Source organism: Paenibacillus solani, from assembly GCF_001277345.1.
GTDB lineage: Bacteria > Bacillota > Bacilli > Paenibacillales > Paenibacillaceae > Paenibacillus_AQ > Paenibacillus_AQ solani.
The window spans coordinates 309,145-333,254 of the sequence record NZ_LIUT01000001.1 but is presented as its reverse complement, the minus strand read 5'-3'; the positions used below and the strand labels follow the sequence as shown (position 1 = coordinate 333,254).

20 protein-coding genes are annotated in these 24,110 nt (G+C 50.3%); 4 read left to right on the top strand and 16 right to left on the bottom strand.

Going from position 1 to position 24,110, the window contains the following annotated elements; translation table 11 throughout:
* Positions 1-79: 79 nt before the first annotated feature.
* From AM231_RS01465 to AM231_RS01435, 7 genes are all read right to left on the bottom strand, one after another.
* Entirely contained in the window at positions 80-811 is a 732-nt protein-coding gene (locus AM231_RS01465) for a nucleoside phosphorylase (protein ID WP_054400994.1), read from the bottom strand.
* A 1-nt stretch (position 812) separates the two neighbouring features.
* Positions 813-1,487 (bottom strand): sulfite oxidase-like oxidoreductase, encoded by a 675-nt coding sequence (locus AM231_RS01460; protein ID WP_054400993.1) that lies wholly within the window; start codon positions 1,485-1,487, stop codon positions 813-815.
* An 89-nt stretch (positions 1,488-1,576) separates the two neighbouring features.
* Positions 1,577-2,500 (bottom strand): ABC transporter permease, encoded by a 924-nt coding sequence (locus AM231_RS01455; RefSeq protein ID WP_054400992.1) that lies wholly within the window; start codon positions 2,498-2,500, stop codon positions 1,577-1,579.
* Positions 2,484-3,551 carry an ABC transporter permease gene (locus AM231_RS01450; RefSeq protein ID WP_054400991.1) on the bottom strand — a complete coding sequence of 356 codons (1,068 nt, stop codon included), beginning with the start codon at positions 3,549-3,551 and terminating at the stop codon, positions 2,484-2,486. The genes AM231_RS01455 and AM231_RS01450 overlap by 17 nt, the downstream gene beginning before the upstream one ends.
* Positions 3,551-5,044 (bottom strand): ABC transporter ATP-binding protein, encoded by a 1,494-nt coding sequence (locus AM231_RS01445; RefSeq protein WP_054400990.1) that lies wholly within the window; start codon positions 5,042-5,044, stop codon positions 3,551-3,553. Before AM231_RS01445 ends, AM231_RS01450 begins: the two co-directional genes overlap by 1 nt.
* Positions 5,045-5,113: 69 nt before the next feature.
* A complete protein-coding gene (locus tag AM231_RS01440) occupies positions 5,114-6,157 on the bottom strand; it encodes a BMP family protein (protein WP_054400989.1) in 1,044 nt (347 codons plus the stop codon).
* A gap of 392 nt (positions 6,158-6,549) precedes the next feature.
* Positions 6,550-10,431 carry an RCC1 domain-containing protein gene (locus AM231_RS01435; RefSeq protein WP_054400988.1) on the bottom strand — a complete coding sequence of 1,294 codons (3,882 nt, stop codon included), beginning with the start codon at positions 10,429-10,431 and terminating at the stop codon, positions 6,550-6,552.
* A gap of 192 nt (positions 10,432-10,623) precedes the next feature.
* Between AM231_RS01435 and AM231_RS01430 the strand changes: the two genes are divergently transcribed.
* On the top strand, positions 10,624-13,245 hold the full coding sequence (locus AM231_RS01430; protein WP_054400987.1) for a winged helix-turn-helix domain-containing protein: 2,622 nt from the start codon (positions 10,624-10,626) through the stop codon (positions 13,243-13,245).
* Positions 13,246-13,340: 95 nt separating this feature from the next.
* Here the strand turns inward: AM231_RS01430 and AM231_RS01425 are convergent, their stop codons facing one another.
* A complete protein-coding gene (locus tag AM231_RS01425; RefSeq protein WP_054400986.1) occupies positions 13,341-14,693 on the bottom strand; it encodes an MATE family efflux transporter in 1,353 nt (450 codons plus the stop codon).
* A 397-nt stretch (positions 14,694-15,090) separates the two neighbouring features.
* On the opposite strand from AM231_RS01425, the gene AM231_RS01420 reads away from it, so the two are divergent.
* Positions 15,091-16,362: a chitinase gene (locus tag AM231_RS01420; RefSeq protein WP_054400985.1), complete on the top strand. Its 1,272-nt coding sequence runs from the start codon at positions 15,091-15,093 to the stop codon at positions 16,360-16,362.
* Positions 16,363-16,453: 91 nt separating this feature from the next.
* On the opposite strand, the gene AM231_RS01415 is transcribed toward AM231_RS01420, so the two are convergent.
* The gene (locus tag AM231_RS01415) at positions 16,454-16,819 is read right to left on the bottom strand and encodes an MmcQ/YjbR family DNA-binding protein (RefSeq protein WP_054400984.1); all 366 of its coding nucleotides are present in this window, start codon (positions 16,817-16,819) and stop codon (positions 16,454-16,456) included.
* Positions 16,820-16,963: 144 nt separating this feature from the next.
* Between AM231_RS01415 and AM231_RS01410 the strand changes: the two genes are divergently transcribed.
* Together AM231_RS01410 and AM231_RS01405 are read left to right on the top strand one after the other, a co-directional pair.
* Positions 16,964-17,356: a hypothetical protein gene (locus AM231_RS01410; protein WP_054400983.1), complete on the top strand. Its 393-nt coding sequence runs from the start codon at positions 16,964-16,966 to the stop codon at positions 17,354-17,356.
* Between the two features lie 80 nt (positions 17,357-17,436).
* Positions 17,437-18,192, top strand: a complete 756-nt coding sequence (locus tag AM231_RS01405) for a YheC/YheD family protein (RefSeq protein ID WP_054400982.1) — start codon at positions 17,437-17,439, stop codon at positions 18,190-18,192.
* Between the two features lie 104 nt (positions 18,193-18,296).
* On the opposite strand, the gene AM231_RS01400 is transcribed toward AM231_RS01405, so the two are convergent.
* From AM231_RS01400 to AM231_RS01370, 7 genes are all read right to left on the bottom strand, one after another.
* A complete protein-coding gene (locus AM231_RS01400; RefSeq protein ID WP_054400981.1) occupies positions 18,297-18,683 on the bottom strand; it encodes a RidA family protein in 387 nt (128 codons plus the stop codon).
* Between the two features lie 83 nt (positions 18,684-18,766).
* Positions 18,767-20,290 carry a Na+/H+ antiporter NhaC gene (gene nhaC / locus AM231_RS01395; RefSeq protein ID WP_054400980.1) on the bottom strand — a complete coding sequence of 508 codons (1,524 nt, stop codon included), beginning with the start codon at positions 20,288-20,290 and terminating at the stop codon, positions 18,767-18,769.
* Positions 20,291-20,334: 44 nt separating this feature from the next.
* Positions 20,335-21,507 (bottom strand): MalY/PatB family protein, encoded by a 1,173-nt coding sequence (locus tag AM231_RS01390; protein WP_054400979.1) that lies wholly within the window; start codon positions 21,505-21,507, stop codon positions 20,335-20,337.
* Positions 21,508-21,566: 59 nt separating this feature from the next.
* Complete coding sequence (locus AM231_RS01385; RefSeq protein ID WP_054400978.1) at positions 21,567-22,238, bottom strand: helix-turn-helix transcriptional regulator; 672 nt, start codon at positions 22,236-22,238, stop codon at positions 21,567-21,569.
* Positions 22,239-22,466: 228 nt separating this feature from the next.
* Positions 22,467-22,976, bottom strand: a complete 510-nt coding sequence (locus tag AM231_RS01380) for a CYTH domain-containing protein (RefSeq protein WP_054400977.1) — start codon at positions 22,974-22,976, stop codon at positions 22,467-22,469.
* A gap of 131 nt (positions 22,977-23,107) precedes the next feature.
* On the bottom strand, positions 23,108-23,572 hold the full coding sequence (locus tag AM231_RS01375; RefSeq protein ID WP_054400976.1) for a DinB family protein: 465 nt from the start codon (positions 23,570-23,572) through the stop codon (positions 23,108-23,110).
* A gap of 164 nt (positions 23,573-23,736) precedes the next feature.
* Positions 23,737-24,051 carry a hypothetical protein gene (locus AM231_RS01370; protein ID WP_053489671.1) on the bottom strand — a complete coding sequence of 105 codons (315 nt, stop codon included), beginning with the start codon at positions 24,049-24,051 and terminating at the stop codon, positions 23,737-23,739.
* Positions 24,052-24,110 lie beyond the last annotated feature (59 nt).

Genomic DNA, 24,110 nt, shown 5'->3' with positions numbered 1-24,110 from the left:
GTATTCCATTTTAATCAAAAAAAAGCCGGGTATCCTGCAGCTTACGCTCAGCATATCCGGCTTTTCTCTATCTTACTTGTTAACCCTGCTTTGCCAGCTTCACCACAGCCTGCAAGGCTGTTTGAATCTCGCGTTCCACAGCGTCGGCAACCACATTCGTATTCGGATCGTACTCGGCCGCCAGATCGGCGTCGGCAAAGCCGTCCATCGCCACAATCGCGCCAGCGCGAACGCCGCGGATCGCCGCAACAACGTAGAGTGCCGCAATTTCCATCTCTACGCCGAGTGCTCCTGCCGCTTTATATTTTTGGTGCGGAACTTCCTCGACTCCGTTAAAGAACACATCCAGTGTGACGGTTATGCCCTTGCGTACAACGCCTTCACCGATCGCAAGCGCAGATTCGTATAGCGCCTCCGCCACCTGGCTGTCCGCAACCGCTGGAAAACCGTCCGGTACCAGCTGCTTCGTCAGTCCGTCCGTACGGATGGCCGCAGTGCTGACTACGAGACTTCCTGCAGGGGTATCTGCACGATAGGAGCCAGCGGTTCCAACACGAATCAAAGTCTTCGCTCCCGCGCGGATCAGTTCCTCAAAACATACTGCAGCTCCCGGGCATCCGACACCGTGGCTGGTTACAGCCAGTTCCACGCCTTCATATGTCCCGACGAAGGTACGGTACTCGCGGCTGAATGCCAGCTCACGCGCATCATCGAGCTTGCGGGAAATGATCTCCGCACGCTTGGGGTCGCCGCAAACGATCACAAATTCAGGTATATCTTCTGAGTTTACTTGCAAAATAGGCATCAACATATTAATCAAACTCCTTACGTGTCCATTCGTCTTCAGGTATATCCAGTGCCTCGCCGCTAAACCGCTCTTCCTTGAACGGGTCCGCTTCGTTATGGAAGCCGTTTCGCTCCCAGAAGCCCGGGCGGTCTTCCTTCATAAATTCAATCCCGCGCAGCCACTTGGCGCTCTTCCAGAAATAGCGATGCGGCACAACCGTACGCAGCGGCCATCCATGCTTGTCCGTGAGCGGCTCGCCGTTAAAGCGATAGGCCAGCAGCACATCATCCTTCAGCAGATCTTCAATCGGTACATTCGTATCGTAATCGGGGTCGGCATGAAACATGACGTATTTAGCATCCGGCTTGATCCCAAGTCCCGCTATGAAATCACGGAACAGAATGCCCTCCCATACGGTATCAAACTTGGACCAGCGTGTAACGCAGTGAATATCGGTATTCACGGTTACCGTTGGCATCGCCATAAGATCTTCATAGGTAAACGTCCGTTCCTCTTCCACTTCGCCGAATATCTTGAGAGTCCATTCTGACATGTCGTAATGGGGAACATCCCCTTCATGCAAAATCGGGAATTTCTCGGTCAGCGTCTGTCCCGGAGGCAGCTTGGCCTGCTGCTCTTCGGTCAGGTTGCCTACCGCCACCGGCTTCATTTTCTTCAAACGTTCTGCTTTTTTATGCACCAAGTTCATCTCCTCTATGCTTGATCGCTTTCGCATCCGCCTATCGACGGGAGGACTTCAATCACAGGTTGTCGAGACGCCATTCGCGCCTATCTGGAGCTGGATCCCTGCTTCAACGCATCCTTCTGGAAGCTCTTATCCTTAAAGAAGAACATCGCCAGAATCGTAACGACATAAGGCAGCATCTGCGTAAAATGCGTAGGCAGCGCCAGCCCCTGGAAGCGGATGCTTAGTGCATCCATAAAGCCGAACAGCAGGCTTGCAGCCGTTACCCCAAGCGGACCCGATTGGCCTAACATCGTCGCTACCAGCGCGATAAAGCCGCGGCCAGCCGTCATGCCTTCCGTAAACATCGTCACCTGTCCAAGGGACAGCTGTGCACCGGCAAGCGCACATAACACACCGCTCGCCAGCACGGCTCCATACTGATACCGTCTTACCCGGATGCCCATGCTTTGGGCAGCAAGCGGATTCTCGCCGACAGCCAGAAAGCGGAAGCCGTTCTTCGTGCGATAGAAATAATACCACATAAGTCCCGCAATCAGAAACGATAGATAGACAAGTGGTGTCAGACCGGTCAGAATCGGACCGAGCACCGGAATATCCTTGATAAACGGAATATTCCATTTTGGCAGCCCGACCATCGTGTTGTCATAAAAAGCACCTTTTACATCAAAGAGCGCCCGTAAACTAAATGTGGTCAAGCCAGCGGCCAACGCATTCATCGCAATACCAACCACAATGACGTTAGCCTGCAGATTGATGCTGAGATAAGCAAATATAAAAGAAAATATCGAAACGATCGCAATCGCGAACAAAATCGCATAAAAGACGTTGCCAAAAAAATGGTTCCCCACCACGGCAGAGAAAGCGCCGAGCAGCATAAAGCCTTCCAAACCGACGTTGAACAGTCCGACGCGCGAACACAAGGCACCGCCGAGGGCCGCAAGCAAGATTGGAGTGAGCACGCGGAGGGCCGAGTTGATTAAGGCAAGATCAAACAGCTGTTCCATCGGATTTGTCCCCCTTTCTGCGCTTCAGGAAGCTGTAAGTGAATCGGGCGGAGATAAACAGAATCAGCACGGCTTGGATAATGGCTCCCACCTCAAGCGGCACTTCCGTATTCCGTTCCACACCCATGCCGCCTGTCTGCAGTGCGGCCAAAAAGATCGAGGCAATCAGCGTACCGATCGGATGCGATCCTGCCAGCAATGCAGCCATAATACCCGTCCAGGCATAGTCAGCCGTAGATAATGCACCATCGATATAACGATACTGGGAACCCAGAATTTCAACGGCTCCGCCAAGTCCGGCCAAGCCACCGCTGAAGAACATCGCACCAAGCATCATCGGTCCGCGCTTAACCCCGCCGAACAGGGCAAACAACGGATTACCGCCAAGCATCCGCACTTCATAGCCGATCACAGAACGCTTCAACAGCACGAATATAATGAGCGCGGCCAGCACCGCCAGCACAAAGCCTGCATGCAGCGGCATGCCAGACATCAGCTTCGGCAGCCAGACGCTGTTATCAAGCATTTCGGATTGCGCCATCGCGGCCGAACCCGAGCGGTCCTTCAGCGGATAGGCGACCAGATAGCCCGCAAATAATACGGCTACATAGTTCAGCAGCAGCGTAGAGATCAGCAGGTTCACCCCAAACCTGGAATCAAAATATCCGGCCATTACCGACCATAATCCGCCCGCGATCACACCGGCAAGAATAGCCGCAATACACACCAGCCAGCCTGGACCCGGCATATACAATCCGACCAATGCGGCGGACAGAGCGCCAAACACCATCTGCCCTTCGGCCCCAAGGTTAAAGAAACCCGCACGGAAGGCAAACGCCGCGCCCAGACCAATCAGGATGATCGGGGTCGCGCGGGACAGCGTATTCGTAAAGAAATACATCCCCCCGAAAGCGCCCTTCCACATCTCCGCATAAGTCTGCAGAATATCGCCGCCGGCAATCATGATCGCAATGGCTCCGGCAAGGAGTCCCACAATGATTGCGGCAATCGGCTGAAGCAGCGGAAGCGTTAATTTTGTCCATTTATTCATTACAAGGTTCCCCCCGCCATCAGCATTCCCAATTTCTCTTCTGTCGCTTCCTTCGCCGACAGCTCGCCCGCGATCCGGCCTTCAAACATAACCAGAACGCGGTCAGAGAGCTTCAATATTTCTGTTAATTCCGATGATACCAGCAAAATCCCCGTACCTGCTTCACGCCGTTTGAGCAGTTCACCATGAATCGTTTCCATAGCTCCGATATCGACACCGCGCGTCGGTTCGGCAGCGATGAGAAACGGGGTCCCCTGCTCCAGCTCCCGAGCGACGATCAGCTTCTGCAGATTGCCGCCGGATAAATACTGCGTACTAGTCTCCAAAGAGCCCGTCTTGATCGAGAACTTCTGAACCCATCCGGAGACGAGGGATCGGATTTCTTTCAAGTTAAGAAAACCACCCTTTTGCAAACGGCGCTGGTGTCCCATAAGCCCGGTATCCATCACAGTTGCCGTTCGATTCGCCCCCCACACATAGCGATCCTCCGGGATATGGGCTAACCCGTGCTCCCGTATTTCTCTTGTCGACTTGCCGGTTACGTCCTTGCCCGACACGGCAATTCGCCCGCTGTCCGGCTGAGCCAGACCGGAGATGACTTGAAGCAGCTCAGATTGTCCATTACCGGAGATACCAGCAATCCCGACAACCTCACCTGCCCGTACTTCCAGGTTTACTTCGTCCAGAACCGGCTTCCCTTTTGTGCCGCGGATCGAAACATTTGCTACCTCCAGCACCTTCTCACCCGGAGTGATCGGCTTACGGTCCAGTTCCATCAGCTCACGACCGACCATGAGACGGGAAAGCTGATGGGCATCCGTGTTCCCTTTCTCCACTACGCCCGTGACGGCACCGTCACGGAGCACCGTGATGCGATCCGCCACATCCATAACCTCGTTCAATTTATGACTGATCAAAATAAAGCTTTTTCCCTGTTTGGTGAGCTGCTTGATGGCATCCAGAAGCTCCTGCACCTCCAGCGGCGTCAATACACCCGTAGGCTCATCCAATATAATGATTTCAGCACCCTGGTACAGCACCTTCAAAATTTCAACCCGCTGCTGCACGCCGGGAGCACTGCTGCTTACAACGGCGCGTGGATCCACCTTCATTCCGTATTGATCACAGAGCCCTTCTACAATCTTTACAGCTTGCTTGCGATCAAACTTTGCACCTGAGCCAGGCTCATTGCCGATCACGATATTCTCAGCGATCGTAAACGTAGGAAACAGCATAAAGTGCTGGTGCACCATGCCGACGCCGCCTTGAATTGCGTCAAGCGGGCTTGCAAACGAAACTTCCTTGCCATTAAGCCGAATCGTACCCGAGGTTGGCTGCTCCATCCCGTACAATATCCGCATCAGCGTCGTTTTGCCTGCGCCATTCTCCCCGACGATCGCATGAACCTCACCCGCACGCAGCGAAAAATCAATGCCGCGGTTTGCGCTAAACTCGCCATACTTTTTTGTAATATTGTCCATCTGGAGTAGCATTGAGTCATGCCTTCCTTTCGCTTCTGAATGAAAGACCGACTGCTCATGCGCAGCCGGTCCAGGTGAGAACTAATTTTGTTCCAATGCGTTGGTTACTTTAATTTTTCCAGCGATAATATCGTCGGAAATCACCTTGAGCTGATCCACGATGTCTTGTCCAATGAATGGGTTAAGCGGTGTTTTGCTCTCATGAGTTACGTAAGTAAGACCTACCGCGCCTTCCTTCAAGCCGTACTCACGAGTATCGAATGTGAATTTTCCTTCTACAAAATCCTTGATCGTTTCATATACAACAGCGTCTGTTCCTTTCAATTGCGCAAGCACCACATGCTCAGGATCCGTCCCTGTGTTATCCGTATCTTGTCCGGAAGTGTAGAAGCCCTTCTCTTTCGCCGCTTCGAATACGCCCAGGTCGCCAACAGCAGACATGCCTGCTACGAAGTCCGCACCTTTAGAATTCTGCAGGAGCGCGAGCTCCTTCGCTTTGGCCGGATCGTCAAATGCTCCTACGAAGTTTACGAAAATCTCAACATTAGGATTGACCGATTTCGCGCCTTCTTCAAAGCCGGTCATGTATTTGTGCATAATTGGAATGTCGTTTGCCACAACGTTACCGACCTTGTTCGTCTTGGTTGCCAATCCCGCTGCAGCTCCAAGAAGATAAGCCGCCTCATGCTCACGGAATCCAACACTGCGTACATTCGGCAGATCTACGACTGTATCGATAATAGCAAAAGGAACATCCGGATTTTCCGGTGCCACCTTCTTCAATGCATCTTCCATTTGGAAAGTGGATGTAATAATCAGATCATATTTCTCGGCTACGGCCGTGCGCAGGTTCTGCTCAATCGTGGCCGGGTCTGTCGATTCAATCGTTTTTACTTCGATGTCGAAGTCAGCAGCAGCTTTCTTCAGACCTTCGTCCATCAAGGCAAAGAATGGGTTGACGCCGATCTTCTCAGGCATGACTAGTGCGATACGTTTCTTATCTTTAGATCCTTCTGAACCGCCATTAGCAGAGCCGCTATCAGCAGCCTTATCATTGTTGCCGCAACCTGCAAGCAATCCAACGGATAGTACGAGTGTTAATAGAATTGACCATGTCTTTTTCATTTCCTGACCTAATCCCCCTAGATGTGCACTTTTTATACTATTATCCTATGGCATAGACAGGCAGTTGTCAAAGTAAAAATTTTAGCGTTTTATGTAGTTTAATGTCTATTATAGCAAAAAAATGGGTGAAAACTGCACGTATCACAGAACATTCCCCTGTCAGAATGACGATATTGTTCGGAAATTACCAACATTTAATCACACGACTCCGGCATGAATCCGAGATGAAAACGCATTATTTTCAAGTTCCTGGCATCGTGCAAACCTGGCTTCTCTCTATTTAATATAAAAAGGATGCCGTTAGGCATCCTCCTAATGTATGTTTTCTATTACATAAAGCAACATACGAATTCGTTAAATTCCTTCAACGTCGGCCTGCTTCCACCGCCAGTTCAATTGATCAGCTCTGACCCCTTCAATAACCGCTGCAGCATGACCGCAGCTTCGCCACGGGATAGCTTCTGGAGCGGCTTAAGCCCTGCGCCGGATCCCAGGACAATTCCATGTTTCAAAAGGACGGCCGCAGCCGGTTTGGCCCAATCGGACAGTTCTTCAAGGTCCTGGTGAGGGGAGAGGACGGCTGCCGCTTCCACCTCATTCACTGCATTCGTTATTCCCGCCAGCTTCATCACTCTCGCCATCACCGCCATGGCTTCTTGACGCGTGATGCCTTGGGCTGGCCTGAAACTGCCGTCCTCATAGCCCTGAAGAAGCTCATACTGAACGGCTTGCGTTATGACGCCGTTATACCAATCGTCGGCGCCGACGTCCTGAAAAGCAGGTGCTCCGACCTGCACCCCATCCAAGCCGAGCGCCCTCACAATCATGGCGGCAAACTCTGCACGGCTCACTTGTGCATTTGGCGCGAAATGTATCGCCGCGAGCTGATCCACGTTGGTGTCTGTCCAAGACTCGTCAAGTCCGGTTCCGTTCAGGATCATTCGCGAAGCAAGATCACTCACCGCATCCTTGGACCAGTGGAATGATACATCAGCAACACGCACTTGATGAGAGATGAAAGCAACCGTACCTGCTGCGAAGCGGTGCAGAATCGCCTCGCTGCTTCCATCCTCCTTCAGCTCGAAACGCGTCGGGATCGGGTGAAAGTTGCCGTTTCGATCCAGCAAGACAGCCGTTGTCATCTGGTCCGACATTCCCTGCGGCCAAATGATTCGCTGCTTCATATATTGCGGGAATGGATCTAACTGTAGTGCCGTTTCCTGAGCTTTAGCCGTAATTTCAAACACGATAGGCAAACCGACAAGCGTAGTGCCGGATTGCAGCGCGGCCTTCTTAACGGCCTCTACCTTGGCAGCGTCGCTGCCAGCCATCGACAGGGTTACCGAAATTTGATCCGCAGTCGGCAAATCCGTGTTTCCTGGCGCGTGCCAGCGCGATGATGCCATCAAAGCCGCAGGAACATGGAAATGACCAAGCGCTGACCGGATTTCAATGGCACCCTGCTTGGCTTTCAGCAGATCAAGAGCAGCTCCGCTTGTTTCCAAGGAGACCTGATCCGCGGGCCGTGCCAGCGAGATGACGATTACCGGATTGTAGTCCACTGTCTTTAAACGGGCTTCCAGCTTAGCCGTATCCAATTTCATCGATACGACGGTATGTCCATTGGCCTCATGGAACAAACCTGTAACCATCCCTTTCTGTGATTCATCGTTTATCGTAACTTTGAAGTCCACTCTATTCGAAGGTGTGGCATTGCCCGATGGGCCTGGTATAACCGCTCCTTGGCCGGTATCTCCTGGCGTCGAAGCTCCTGGGGATGAACCTTCTGGCGACGAACCTTCCGGTTCTTCAGGCGTTCCGCCACCGCCTCCGGATGAAGCCCTACTCACCATCGTTCTGTAATTCAGATGCTGGCCGTCAGGGGTCGTCACCACGACCTCGATGACCTGGCTGCCTTCGGCGACAGGGAGGGATGGGCTCTCCTGACCGGAGACGAGATCTATCGGTCCCCATACCAAATCCCCGGCTTCCCCGTACACGCTGGCTGTTACCGTCGCCCTTGCATCATACACCTGCGCCGTCACCGTGAGACCATCCGTATCGCTCGCGATCTGCGCATTGTACTCATAGTGATCTCTGGCGAATTCAGGGCTCAGTGGGACCTCCCCGCTCGACGAAGAAAGCGCCAATGCTTGCAAAGTAGCATCATACACCGGAGCCTCATTCTCTCTGACCGTAAAGCTCCAGGTGTCAGCTCCCTGAATGCCGGCATAGCTGGCACCCGAATGGTTACTGGTAAAAGCCCCCTGCTCGATCTCAACGTAATAGACCGTCCCTGCATCAAATTCGTTCAGCGGATCTATGCTCACCGTGTTCCCGATAATCGTGACGCTCCCTGCATCGGCAGCATCGATGGTTTCGACGATGCGATGATCCGAAGCCAGTCTAATCGTAATCGATTTACCGGATACCGCTGTCACTTCTTCATTAAAGACAACCTGCAAGATTGCATCTCTTTCAACGCCTACAGACAGATGTGACGGCGTGTACGAAACAGTTATAAGCTCGTCTGGTGTCTGGATCTCCTTCCACTGAGCATACAACGTGACGTCCTGCGTACCGAATATAAGCTTACCGCCGGCAGGATAATCGATTCCGCTTCCGTCAGCCTCTGAGTTCCAGCCTGCGAAGACAAACCCATCCTTGCCGAGCCCCCGCGTATTGCCTGCCACGACCGTTTCGTCACCTCTGGCAAACAGATCGCTGCTTACCGGAACATTCCCTGTGGTATGTCCATTGCCGTCATAGGTTAACGAGTAGATTTGCGGCCATTTGGTTGTCACCTTCAGCATGCGGTATGCGCTTTTCCTGCCAACGGCATCTTTGGCTATGACGTTAAAATAATAATCTGTACCCTCCGTAAGTCCGTTTACCACAAGTCCGGTTTGATCCTCCTCGTAGCTTCCGCTCGGCTTTCCATTCCTCTCCATTTGACTGACATCCCCGATATTCGGGCTGCCGGATACATACAACAGATATTGCAGCTCTTGCTGCTCCGTCATATTGTCCGAGGCTTTCGGCCATTCCAATGCAACGGAGTCAGACGTGATGCTGTACGGATTCAAACTCCCGCTGCCCGTATCCGGAGACGTGGTATCCAGCACGGCTTTTGTCAGGGTAGGTATTTCCCTCGTATTGTTGTACGTCCCGTCTCCGATCTGACCTCCGGAATTCAAGCCCCATCCCCAGACGGTTCCATCCTTCTTCATGACCACGCTATGAAAGCCGCCGGCGGAAATTTCACGAACTTGCTCGATCCCTGGCACAGGGACCGGACTGAGGCTTGAGGCATTCGAGCCCAGGCCAAGCTGCTTCTGACTGTTATCCCCCCAGCTCCATACGTTTCCTGCTTGGTCCACTGCAAGGCTGTGATAACCACCTGCCGCAACGGCAACGATATGCTGCAAGTTTCGAACCTGCACCGGTCTCGTCCGGTGCGTTCTCGTACCGTCTCCAAGCATGCCGTACGTGTTAACTCCCCAAGCCCATACGGTGCCGTCTTGTTTAACGGCCAAACTATGGGAACCCCCGGCTGTGATCGCCATGACGTCACTCAGTCCGGCAACCTGCACCGGAACGTATCGATCCGTCGTCGTCCCATCGCCAAGCTCCCCGTTTCCGTTCACACCCCAGGCCCACACGGTACCATCCGATTTCAAGGCAAGACTATAATATCCTCCTGCCGCAATCGCCGTCACATCACTTAGACCCGTCACCAGAACCGGCGTGTTTTGTTGTATCGTCGATCCATTACCCAGCTCGCCGCTGTCGTTTTTCCCCCAAGTCCATACGGTGCCGTTCTCTGAAAGCGCCATGCCGTGATAGCCCAATCCGCCCGATATCGCCTTGATCCCGCTCAGACCCGTAACTTGCGCGGGAGCGTTCACATTCGTTATCGTTCCAATTCCTAGCTGTCCGTTCTCGTTAGCCCCCCAGGTCCATACTGTTCCGTCCTGTCGGAGCGCCATCGTACTGCGGACGCCAGAGTGGATGTCGATGACATGGTTCAGATTCTTCGCCTTGACCGGAGTCGTTCGGGTATACCAGGTGCCGTCACCCAGCTGTCCCCTGTCTCCGTACCCCCATGAGTAAACTTCACCGCTGCTTACGAGCGAAGCTGTATGATAGTACCCGGCAACAAGCTTCGGTGCAACGGACGCGGCCGCAAAAGCTTCGCGATTTCCCATTATCCCATCCAGCTGCAGCAGCAGCAAAGCCATACACAGCAGAATTTTTCCTGTACGCCTTAACATATTCTCCTCCTTCCTTACATCAACGTTATGAAAGCTGCGGCCCGATTGGGACCGCGGCACCAAGGATGCTATCAAATTTATGGGAGGAAAACGATTGACAAACGTTAACTTTTCATCTTTTTTTTCATATAATCTAGTTATCTCGACTTAATTTCCGTGAAAATAATGTTTCGTATATTGCGAGGGTATCCTATGAAACTACTAAACGACTCACCCATTCTGAAAATGAAAATAAGCCTTCCCGGCCTGAAGGAGCATCTGATTCGCCGGGATCGGCTGTTGCAGGATATGGCATCTGGCCATAGGGGACAGCTGACAGCCCTCATTGCGCCTGCCGGATACGGCAAATCGACGCTGCTCACCCAATGGGTTCATGAAGTCGGCGAACGATGCGCCTGGGTTTCGCTGGATGAACGGGATAACGATCCTGTCCGCTTTTGGAGATACGTTGCGGCCTCGCTGGCCTCGATTCTTCCGAAGCAGCAAGGAACTCGTCTCATGAACCTTACGCAGCTGCTGCCAAGCGCCTCGATTGAAACCTTTCTGGATACGATAATCGGTGAATTATGCGAGGATAGCGAGCCCCTTAATCTCATTCTTGAGGACTTGCACAGTATTCACTTTACGGCGATCCATGAAGGAATTTCCTACTTGATCGACTACCTCCCCGAACATATTCATCTATTCATCTCATCACGGACCGAGCTTCCATTCCCCACGATCAAGGGCGTTGTTAACCATGAGGTCCATCTTATCGGCATGAAGCAGCTTGAATTTACCTACGATGAGACGGAGCGTTTTTTTCGCCATGCATCAAACGGCGGCCATCCCAGCGTGACTTCGATGCAGCTCGATACGTTACGGAATCAAACGGAAGGCTGGATTACCGGGCTCCAGCTTGCCGTGCTTACCATGTCAACCGGCAGTGGGCTGGAAGCATTCATGGATGATATGAAGGGAAATCCGCTTCTTGTTTCCAAATATCTGTTTCAGGAAGTCGTAAGCAAGCTATCTCCAGGCGTATTCTCCTTTTTGCTCCAGACCGCCGTCCTTTCCGAACTGCATCCGCAGGTTTGTGATGCCGTTACGGATTTCAGTGACAGCCGTCCGATGCTGGAGGAGCTTAAGAAGCTGAATCTGTTTCTTGTTCCGCTGGATGAACATCATGCCTTTTTTCGTTACCATCATTTATTTTCGCAGTTTATGATCGATCTGCTTCAGCGTGAGTTTGACGGGGAATATACCAAGCGCCATCGGCTCGCCGGGCAGTATTATGCCTCCATCGGCTCCATGGATGATGCGATCGACCACATGTTGGCAGCGCAGGACTTCGAGCATGCCGTGAACTTGCTGGAGTTACATATACAGTCCGTGCTCGAACTTGGGGAGATTGCTACTTTGCTGAAATGGTTTGACCGCATCCCCTCCAGCTTTCCGATGACGCCCGAAATGTCGTTGATGCATGCCTTTATCTTGGTATTGACAGGAGATCTGGAGCGATCCGAGCGCATGCTGTCCCTTATTGAAGAAGCCTGCGCTTCGCTTGGATCATCGGACCGGAGGGAGCAGCTTATGAGCAGCATCTTGTTTGTGCGGTCCAATCTTGTTTTTCTGAACGGGGACTTCGGCAAATGGTTCGCTTTCAGCGAAGGCATCCTCGACAATCTGATGCCTGACAATCCGATATACTACCAGTTCGATTACAATCGGCGGGAGCCTTACGTCAGGCGTACCTCGCTCGGCATGAAGGGAGCTCTCTCCGCCGATACGGAAAGAATCGCGCATCTGTTTACCGGTGTGATGGAATCTCACGGGTGGGAGCATTCCCTCATGAACTTATACGTAAAACAATCCTTATGCGAGGGGTATTATGAATGGAACCGGCTGGCAGAATGCCGGCAGCTGCTGGTGCAGATTCGAAACGCGCCGCCCACTAAAGAAACGATGGGGCTGTTCGTGCCGCTGCATATTACCGAAGCCAGGTTGTACGCTGCAGAGGGCAAATTCCATCTTACCCATTATGCTTTAGATGAAGCGTGCTCCGCTACGCACTCCAGGAAATCGAGCCTTTGGCTCGCCCCATTAAAGGCCGTAAGGAGCTTGATCTATATCCGGGAGGGGCGCATAGCCGAAGCAAGGAAGGAAATGGCCGAGCTCCCGGTTTCCCTCAAGGACAAGCCTGCCTATAGCCGGGAAACCGAATACCTGGCGTTAGTTCGCATGTTAGGCAGACAGCGCAGGGAAACCGAGGCGCTGCGACTTCTGGAGCTGTTGAAACCTCAGGCCGAGCGCGAACAGCAGCGATCCAGCATCATCGAAATCACAAACCTGCAAGCGCTGCTGGAACATCAGCGCGGCCAACGGCAGCAGTCGCTTCATCTTCTTGGCGAAGCCTTGCGTGTGGGGGCGCAGAACGGTTATGTCCGTACCTTCCTGGACGAAGGAGAGGAGATGTGCCAGCTGCTGCAGCTGTATTCGAGAAGCCTCGAACAGGAAGACGGCTTGAGTCCGGAGCGGCTGCAGACGCTTGAATATGCACGCAAACTCGTGGAGCATTTCCCGGGTTGTTCCGAAGCGAATATTTCTTCCGCCGAGACATCCCCGCAAGCTCTTCCTGAACAGCTGAACCGGAACGAGATGAATCTGCTGCGACTGATCCGGCAAGGTGCTGCCAATAAACAGATGGCCGCTGCACTCGGCTTGTCCGAAGGAACGATCCGGGTGTATTTGTCCAGACTGTACGGCAAGCTCGGCGTGACAACACGCACACAGGCTCTGGTTAAAGCCCAGTTATTGAACCTGCTGGAGGATTAAGCGCATACCCCTACATAAGAACCCCGGGACACGCGTTCCCGAGGTTCTTTTTTTACGCTATGAATTTCCTTATCCTATGATAACCATTGCTTTCTTCATGAATTGAAGGCTCGTATCCATTTATATCGGTTAACCTTCACGATCGCCACAAAGCACTTCAGAATCTGATCGGACTTCAAACATATGAATATGACAAGCGGCGACAGATTGAACACAAACGCACACAGTGCCGAGGAGGGCAGTACAATAAGCCACATAAATATCAAATCATTATATAATACAAACCGAGTATCTCCACCGCTGCGCACGATACCTGTCAAGGCTGGCATCTGATAGGCTGTGCCGACAACCGTAATCGACAATACTGTCATGAAATGCAGTGCAAGTGTCTTCGCTTCATCGGATATGGAGTAGAAGCCCAGGACGAGATCTTTAATGAGAAAGAGCACAGCTCCTGTCAGCAGACCGAGAAGGATATACAGAATCTGCAGCGTCTTGGCATAGGATACGATTTTGTCCATTGATCCTTCACCGATCGTCTTCCCGATCAACACGGCTGTTGCACTGGCAGATGCGTATACAATGACCGTCACCAGCTGAAAAATCGTTGTAGCAATGCTGTTGGCAGCGATCGCCGCCTCCCCCATATGTCCTAAGATAGCGGTCTGGGCAGCCATGGCAAGCCCCCAGATCGTATTGGATAACAGTATGGGTGAGCCCACTCGGATATATTGCTTGAAGAGCTGCCGATCGAATTGCAGAAAGTTCTGCAATTTCAGCTGGATTTTGCGATCAAATCGCTTCACATACACGATAACAACCAGGCATTCAATAATTCTTGCCGTCAGTGTGGCGATCGCCGATCCGCTTATGCCCAGCTCTGGGAAACCCCAATGGCCATAGATGAGCACATAATTCAGACAGATATTGATGACCAAAGTGGATAGAGATACTACAAAGGCGATTTTTACCGTCTCCACGCTTCGCAGCGAAGCCAGCAGTGAGCTGGTCACAGCGAAGAAAATATAAGAGAAACAAATGATTCTTAAATATTCCACACCAGCCGCGATGACGCTTTGTTCCTTCGTGAACAAGGACAGCACTTCATCCGGGAAAAAGAACACGATGATCCATAGCACGATGCTGAGAAGGATGGCCATGCGCATGCCGATGCTTGCAGCTTTTTGAATCGTACCCAAATCCTTCGCTCCCCAGAACCTGGAGGACATAATAACCAAACCTTCACACACACCCATCACCAGCATATGCAGCAGAAATTGAATCTGGTTCGCGAGCGCAACGCCGGATAACGCCGATTCGCTGTATCCTCCCAGCATGACGTTATCTGATAAATTTACGCCGACCGATATCAGGTTCTGCATACCGATTATTATCGTCAGCCAGAAAAAGCTTTTGTAGAATCCTTTCTCGCGAACAAATAAACTCATGTCAGCTAACCCTTCTTCGTCTATAAAATGTTATTTCTCTAATATATATGAATTCCCAAAAATGAACAGAACAAATTAAGGAGAAACATCCTTTTCATAGATTAAGAGACTCATAGAATCCAAAACATACTAACATTATAATGTTTTTTGTTTAAAAAACTAGTCATCAAGTTGGGGTAGCTATGAATATCTCTACTACTCGTTCGACAGCATTCTTTCTTTTTCTCCAGCAAACCCCCTGTCCATAGTCACGTTTCCACTGGTCAAATAAAATACGACCCTCGCTCAAACGATGCCTCTACGCAGATTTGTGGGTTTTCTTGACTATGTACAAAACGACATACCCTATATATGATGACTGTGTAATCCAATTCCATTGATATAGGGGAGAATGCGTATGACCGTGTGGAAATATCCGTTATCCGGCAAGATGATTCAGCGAAGCATGATTGCAGCCCTGAGCGCTGCCCTCCTGGTGACCCCGCTCCACGCCTTTGCAGCCGATGCAGAGCCCCAATCCGCTGCTGCGCCCGTCGAAGCACCCAGCAATGTAACTATCACTCTGGAAACAAAGCCAATTCTTGACGCTCAAGTGGATTCTCTGGCAGTCGGGGAGTATCGACTGATCAACCGCAAGCAAATCGAGCAGAACTGGGAAGGACTTGATCCGGATTATACATCGGAAAAAGCGATCGAATCGGTTCAATCGCTATTGTCAGAGGAAGATTTCGAGGCGTTATTCCCTTACCGGCTTGGATCGAAGGAATGGTTTAAGGTCGCTAGCGGTAAAGAATACTTTAAAGCGAATCAGACGGACTATTTCTCATACGACAATCTCATAAACGCTGTAGCTGAAGTTTCCAATCTGAAGATCAAGATTGTTACTCGGGCCGGAAATCCTGCCGCCCAGGAGGTATATCGATTAGACAAGGATGCCCGAGTAGAAACCCTTGTGGTGCGGTCCGCGGACTTCTATTCGGCTGAAAATATGAACAAACCAATTGAAAGCGTCATCATTGATGGAGGAACCTTCCTGAAGGAAGGATTCAAGAAGGACCGTAAGCGTGAACTGGCTGCCTTCCTCGCCAATCTGTCGCACGAGACAGGCGGAGGTTGGGCTACCGCTCCGGGAGGCCCGCTGCGCTGGGGATTATTCTGGAATGAGAATATTGCTGGCCGGACAGGGGTTAACATGGACGCCTTCGTGGATCCTGCAAGTGCCGAGCTGTATCCCGGTTCACCGGACAAACGCTACTATGGACGGGGACCGATCATGCTCAGCTGGAACTTTAATTACGGACTCTTCAGCTCCATCATCTATGGAGACAAAAGCGTGCTGCTGAACAATCCTGAGATTGTAGCCGCTGACGGCAAGATCGGTTTCATGACCGCTATCCTGTTCTGGATGACGCCGCAGGATCCGAAACCATCCGCTCATGATGTCATGGTCGGCAGATGGAAGCCTACCCCGATCGAGAAGTTCAGAGGTCTGGGTGATCCCGGCTTTGGTACGACGATCATGGTCTTAAACGGACTGGAGGCGAATCTTGGAGAAACTGAAGGCAGCTCTGTACAGAGACGTGCCGGACATTACCGTGATATTACAAGTCGCATGGGTGTTGATATTACCGGTGAGAAGGTAGATACATTAGGAATGAGACCATTCTAAAGCTCACTTACTTACAAAAATCGCCCTTTGGCAAATGGATGCTCTGCTGGCTCCACTCTGCTAAAGGGCGATTTTTCTTGTTCATATGACTTCATACCAGTCGCTGGGAGATGGCAGTACGCTGAGCTTTGGGCAAGCTCTTTAGCACTAGCTCATAAGAATGATCAATCATGTCATGCAGGTCCGCATCAGATAAGGAGCCATCGACGGTTACAGTATTCCAATGCTTCTTGTTGAGATGATAGCCGGGCTGTACGGCTTCATGCTGCTGACGCAAATTCTCCGCGATCACCGGATCGCATTTCAAGGAGATATGGCTGACCTTATCCCCTTCCGTTGTGGTAATCAAGGCAAACATCTTGCCGCCTACCTTCATGACGATTGGAAGCGGCCCGAACGGATAGTCCTCGGCTGCAGCTTTTTTCGAAAGACAGTAAGTTATGAGCGGGCTTCTCACCAGGAAATTCTCTCCTTCAAGATCATATCTCTTTGATTATAGTAGATGAGGTTATCCCATACAAATCCCTTCTTATTTTGTTCATGCTCCGTTCATATATCTCCTGTATATTGGTGCTGACTCAAGATGCAAGGGGGATTATCCATGCTCAATTATAGCAAGTGGCTGATGCGGATTGCCGCAATCTATACACTTATCGGCGCTTTAATTGGCGCTGACATGGCAGGAAGAAGCAATTACAGCATGGTTGCAGGTCATGCCCATATTTTGGTGGTCGGTTGGTTGACCTTGTTTGCCTATGGCATGTTCTACTACGTGTTTCGGGAGAAGCTCAGTATGAAAAAGACGGCTGCTCTGCACTTTTGGACAAGCATTCTCGGGGGCGGTGTCATGCCGCTGGGCATGCTGATGTATTATCAAATGCAGAATACGGCTACCCTGCTGGCTTTCATCCTTCCGGCGTCCATCCTGCTTATTGCTGCAGCTTTATTTATCGTTATCCTGTTTTTCGATAAAAAATTGTTTTCAACCGTATAGCTTGGCTCAAGGCCATCGTGGAGGCTTGCTCAACTCTTGCCGCATATGCTGAACAAAAAAGAGAGGTGAGCCTCTTCGCTATGAGTTATAACAGCAGTTCCATCAAGAGCAAATGGACGAAAACAAAATGGCTGAACGAAGATTCCTCTATCAAGCGATATGTGCCGTATACGCTGCCCTTCAACAAGGTAAACCTGAATATCATGATGGCTAATTATAATACAGTGATCTTCAAACCTACAGACGGCACCGGGGGCAAGAACATTATTCGGATCCGAAAAATAAACGGCGGCTACCAAAAGCAGCTAAATAGCACAGTAACGACATATGCCAGCATATCTTCATTGTATCGTGGCCTGAGCAGATATGCCGGAAGCAGACCCTATCTGCTGCAAAAGGGAATTCACCTCGCGAAATGCAATGGCAAGCCATTCGACATCCGGGTGATGGTTCAAAAGACTAGACAGGGCATTTGGGTCAGCACCGCTCTATTCACCAAAATTGGTAACCCCAACAAAGTCGCCACTAATTATAACCAAGGGGGAACCATTGGAACGTTCCACAAGACGATGAGGGGTGCCCGTTTCGCCCCAGCTTTCAACCTGCAGCTGGAGTCGGAGCTTAAAGGAATTGGCGTAGCGGTAGGCAAAAATTTTGACCGCCACTACAAAGGCTTTAAAGAGCTTGGCCTGGATGTGGGTGTCGATTCCAGGGGGTGGCCCTGGATTCTGGAGGTAAATACGCGCCCGCAAATCTATCCGCTCAAGACGTTAAAAGATCACAGCTTATACTATAAAGTATTGTCTTATGGGCGGCAGTATGGCCGTACGAAATAATGGTTTAGACAAAACAAAACTGCCGGGCTTTTATGCCCGGCAGTTTTGTCGCTGCTCAATATAAGTTAATAAAGATTACGCTAGTTTGCACAGGAAACATCGGGTTAGGCCTTGATAGCCACCACTTCAATCTCTACCAGTCCATCCTTCGGTAAACGAGCTACCTCCACGGCACTGCGGGCGGGATAGGGTTCTGCAAAGAAGGAAGCATACACTTCGTTGACTGCTTGGAAATCATTCATGTCTTTTAAAAACACCGTGGTTTTCACAATATGCTCCATACCGAAGCCGGCTGCTTCAAGAATCGCCTTCACATTAAGCAGGGAGTGCTTCGCCTGTTCCTCCACCGCCTTGGCGAATTGTCCAGACGCATCCATCCCTAACTGGCCGGAAGTAAATAGAAGATTTCCGTACTGCACGGCTTGTGAATAAGGGCCGATAGCTCCCGGAGCTTGGTTCGTAGCAATAGTTGTTCTCTCTTGTTGTGTCATGGTGTTCTCTCCTCTGTAGCGTGTATTTTCACGCATTTATATTAATGATGTGTTACCAGTTTCATAATTGAAGCCTACATTCTTTACACCGTTTGTGCCATTTCCTCTTCCATCTGAGACTTATTCTGGTCTCGAGATTGTGGATTGTCATATTCCTTCAACATCTCTTGCTGCTGCTCAGGCGTAAGCTTCGCGATTCCGAAGCCGGTAAATCCCCAAATTGTGGCAAAGATGATGCCTGTCCAGCATAACACCGCCCAAGGCAAATAGGATAAAGTCGCTACGCCCAGCGTCCCGGCCATATAGGCACCGGCTGCAGTCCATGGCAGAATCGGTTCGATAATGGTCGCAGAATCCTCCACTGTCCGCCCCAAGTTCTTCGGATGCAGGCCGCGCCGGATGTATGCCTCACGAAGCATCTCACCAGGCATCAGGATCGACACCTGCCCATTGCTGGTAACCCCGATCATGGTCAAGCCCGTTGCGATCGTGGCCAGGATCAACGATCCAGTCGAACGTACACGCTTCAGAATCTTGTCGACAATCAGTTCGAGCGATCTGGTCAGTGAGATTGTACCGGCAAATGTGATCGCACTGAAACAGATAAGCAATGTTCCCATCATGGAATTCATGCCGCCCCGGTTAATAAGGCGAGGAATATCGGCACTGACAGTATTCGGATCAAAGCCGCTGACATGTACCATCGCGATATCGAATCCGCTCACAACCGAAGTTACCACGTCATGCAAAGTGAAGCCATGGAATATCATGCCGTTCGCCATCGCTACGATCGAGGACAACAGCATAACGGGAATCGTTGGTTTCTTAGTGATCGATCCATAGAGTACGATGATTACAGGCAAGATCAGAAGCAAGTTCCAATCGTATATGCTTCCCAGCGTGCTCATGATCTCGGTGACCTTCTCAGGTACGCCCCCGCCGGATACATGGGTATTCAATCCCGTGACGACATAGACGATCCCCGCTACAAAGAAGGACGGAAGCGTCGTGTACAGCAAATGACCGATATGCTCATACAGATTAACGCCAGTGGACAATGCAGCAATATTGGTTGTATCGGAGAGCGGCGAGAGCTTATCCCCGAAGTACGCACCTGCTACAACAGCACCCGCAACCGCCGCAAGATTTGCATCCATGCCTGCGCCGACCCCCATGAAGGCAACCCCGATGGTTCCTGCGGAACCCCAAGAAGTACCTGTACATATGGATACCACAGACGTGACCAGAAAAGCGGTAATCAACAAGAATTGCGGATTAATGATTTTTAGGCCGTAGTAGATCATCATCGGGATGGTCCCCCCGACCATCCATGCACCAATCATAAATCCGACCACAATCAGGATAAGAATGGCTGGCATGGTTTTCGCAATCTTTTGCGAGATGGATTCCAGTATATCATTGTAGCTGTAGCCCAGCTTGATTGCGATCAAACCAGCGACAATGGCTGAGACTATGATCAGCGGTTCGGGCGGCAGTTCAAATAATACGTAACCAAGGCACAGCAAGATTACCATCGTAAAAATCGGAAGCAGTGCCAGAAACATCGTTGGCTGCTTGATTACTCGTTCCTCTTTCGGCTTAGCCATTATGGATTCCCCCTGATATAAATAAACTTAGAGTTATGTTTCCTTTAAGGTTGTATCGGATAAGCAGCGGCAAGCCGTTCCAGGCCTTCCTGCAAAACGCTGCGTGGAGCAGCCACATTGACCCTGATGTAGCCTTCTCCTCCAGGACCGAAAGATGAGCCGAAGCTGACGCTTACGCGCGCTTTATTCTGAATCCACTCCACCAAATCTTCTTCCTTGCTGCTTACGGCCATACAATTGACCCACAGCAAATAGGTCCCTTCCGGTTCAATCACTTGTAACTCAGGCATATGATCTGTGATGAAAGTTCGGGCAAACGCTATATTATCCTTGATATAAGCACGAAGTTCTGTCAGCCATTCATCGCACGAGGTATACGCGACTTCCAAAGCTGGTATTGAGAAAAAGGTAGGATTATGAATCCCTGCCTGCTGCAAACCAAGTTTAAACTGGTCCCGAAGCGTTTCATTAGGAATGATAATGTTAGCGATTTCGAGACTCGCCAGATTGAACGTTTTACCTGGTGATGTGCAGATGATGGAACGGTTCGCAATCTCCTCCGACAGCTTGGCGATGATGGTATGCTCGTGCCCCTCATGAATGAAGTCGGCATGAATATCATCGGACACGATCAGGGCATCATACCGGATGCAGAGGTTCGCCATTCGTTCGAGCTCATCTCTTGTCCATACGCGTCCAACCGGGTTGTGCGGGGAAATCAGCAATACAATCTGAACCCCTTCCTGCATCTGCCGCTCCATATCTTCGAAATCGATCTCGTACCGCCCGTCCACAAGCTTAAGCGGACTTTCAACCAATACCCGGTCGTTTATCGTAACCGCTTTCGCAACAGGCTGATAAACAGGCGTATGAACTAATATCTTGTCTCCAGGTGCTGTGAATTTCTGTATAATGACCGAAACGGCTTGTACAATACGCGGACAAAATACGATCCAATCCTGCTCAACCTGCCAGCCATACGCTTTATCAAGCCAGCTTCGGACCGCTTCATAGTAAGGCGGAAACGGGTCGGTATATCCGTAAATCCCGTGACGGGCAACTTCTGCAATCTTTTCCACCACCATTGGCGGAGCCGGCAGATCCATATCGGCTACCGAGAGAGCGATCATATCGCTTCCCATGCTCAGTGCCATCCCGTCCCATTTCGCACTATTTGTTCCGTAACGGCTGATCACCTTGTCGAAATTGTATGTCATGTTGTCACCTTCCCCATTATCAAGATGTATCCGTTTTCTAATTCAGGAATGAATCCGCTTTATTTAAGTTTCTGCAAATATCGATACACAGTTGGTTCCGAGATGGATAAAGCTGCTGCAACCTCGGATACTCCGCCTTTGAGCAAAAAGACACCCTGTTCATTCAATTCCTTCACAACCTCGATCTTCTCGCTTGAAGATAAACGGTCCACCGGGATGCTGATTCTTCCCAATACGGTCTGGATCATATGCTGGAGCAAATCGTCGACATTCCCCTGCAGGTATTCGGTTGACGGCTTCTCTTCTTTCGGCGCACCCAGTGCAGCCGGCGGTGTAAGCGAACCACCCTGCAAAATACTGTTGATCCAGTCGGCCGCCACTTCCATATGTGTAATATCAATGTTCAGGCACATCAGACCGACCAGCTCGCCGCTATCGTTCTTAATAAAATATGTCGCCGATCTGAATGTCTGCCCCCGTCCACCAGATGCCTTGTAATTAGCGATGAACTGCTCCTCGCGGTACGCCTCTGCCTTCAGAATTTTTAATACAAGGTCAGTGGAAGCGTCTCCAACCCTGCGCCCACTAATATGTCCATTCTCAATAAATATGATAGAACGTTCAGGATCACTGATATCATGAACAACGACCTCACATTGTGGTCCAATGATCGCTGCGATAAAAGAAGCAATCGGGAAATAGCTTTCCAGCAGCTTCTGGCTCTGCTTCATGGAGATCCTCTCCCCTTTCTGATTAGCTGTCATTTTTATGAATTGCAACCACTTACAATATAATAATTAATTATCATGATAATATTATATTATAAATATAAATCGCTTACAAGAACTTTGTCAAAAAAAGTCGACAACAACTCAAAAAGCCTGTATCCAGCGAATACATTCGCATCGATACAGGCTTTTTGCTGGCTTATTATAGCAATTGCCTATTGATTTACACCTTTAAACTTCATTGCCCGCATGCAGCTGCAGATCCTGCCACACCTTCTTATTGCTGTATTGTTTATCGGTGCTGATATCTTGTCCGAACCACGCTGGCGGCACAAAGCTGTCTGCAGCTTCCATAGATGAAAACTCGACTTCCAGCACAAGCATATCGATCTGCGCATAATCATCGATTTCAATGATCGTGTCGCCCAACCGGGCGGTTACCCGCCTTTTGGTCAGTGGAATCGCTGCATGGGCTTTTACCACTTGATCATAAAGTCCCTCGGAAATCGCAAACTCCACTTCCTCCCGGGCAATCCCCCACCCTTTCTTGAATGTATGAGTATATTCCACTTGGCCTGAGCTTGGATCCGTGATTTTACGCACCCTTAGCTCCTGATCTCCATCCAGGGCCAAATACGTCTGCTCGATGAGCACTTCCTTCTCCACCTTAATAATGCCTTCCTGAATCAGGGCATCGGGATAAGCATCTAGTAGGTATTTGCGTTCGATCTCCATGGCCATACTGTAATAACATCCTCCTCGTAATTTCCGCTATGGATTTCATTATAAGGACCATTCATCCTAGCGACAAATCAAAAAAACGGCAGAAGGATATCCCTTGCGGTCCCTTCTACCGTATCATTCTCATGGAATTACTTGATCAATTTCTTATAAGCCTTAATGATCTGTGTGTGCATACCTTCGTGATACATACTGAACGAAAGAAACTCTCCCACCGTTTGGAATGTCAGCGGCCCAATGGTCAGCGGATGAGCGGAAGATTGATCAAGGCGATTCGCAAAAGTCTCCCGAATCCGGGCTGTTTGCCCACGCAGGAGTTCCAGCAGTTCAGACAGCGCAGGCGGCTGTGTTGTCCAATCGGCAGGCTTGGTTCCTGTTGCAAACCATTCCATGAATCCTTCTGGAAGATGGGGCTGTTCACCTGCCGTTGCAAAAGCGAATTGCTCATGCACCGTATAGATGTGTCCAAGATTCCAGCGGATGCTGTTCGTGAATCCTTCCGGAATAATATCCGCCTCCTGCTCCGTTACATGCTCTACGCTCTGAATGGTTGCACCTCTAGCAAAATCCAGTTGGTTAAAAATAGCTTCACTCATCAAAATCAATCCCCTTCCTAATCGTATGTTACTATCCTATCGTAGTATAGTCCTTATAGCAAGGAAGCTGTAAGCAAACACCCGCTAAGGCTAAAGAAATAGTAAAGCCTGGAGCTAAGAATGAAAGGTTCACTCAAAGTCCAGGCTTTATGTATTCAATAGTATTATGCTGCTCTTGCAATTATGTGGTTATTCTCAAGCACAACTCTTGCTTCCTCTGAAGCAGGGCGATAACCCTTCTCCAGCATTTCCTTAATGTAGATCTTGTTGTATACAAAGGAGAAAATAATTCCGCTAATCCAAGCCCCGATCCCCAGCGTAAATGGACCGACAACGGCAGAGATTATAAACATGATGAAAGCCCACTTCAGATCCCCGCGAAACAAGGCTGGAAAGAAGGCAAAGAACAAAGTTGTCCAGCTGAAGCCCACCTTAACTTGCTTGGTGACACCCGCATCATTCTTTAAATAAATCTTCATGATTCACACTCCAACGATTAGTGAAAAAAGAAGTCGTGCTCCAATCTTTGAAGTAGTTC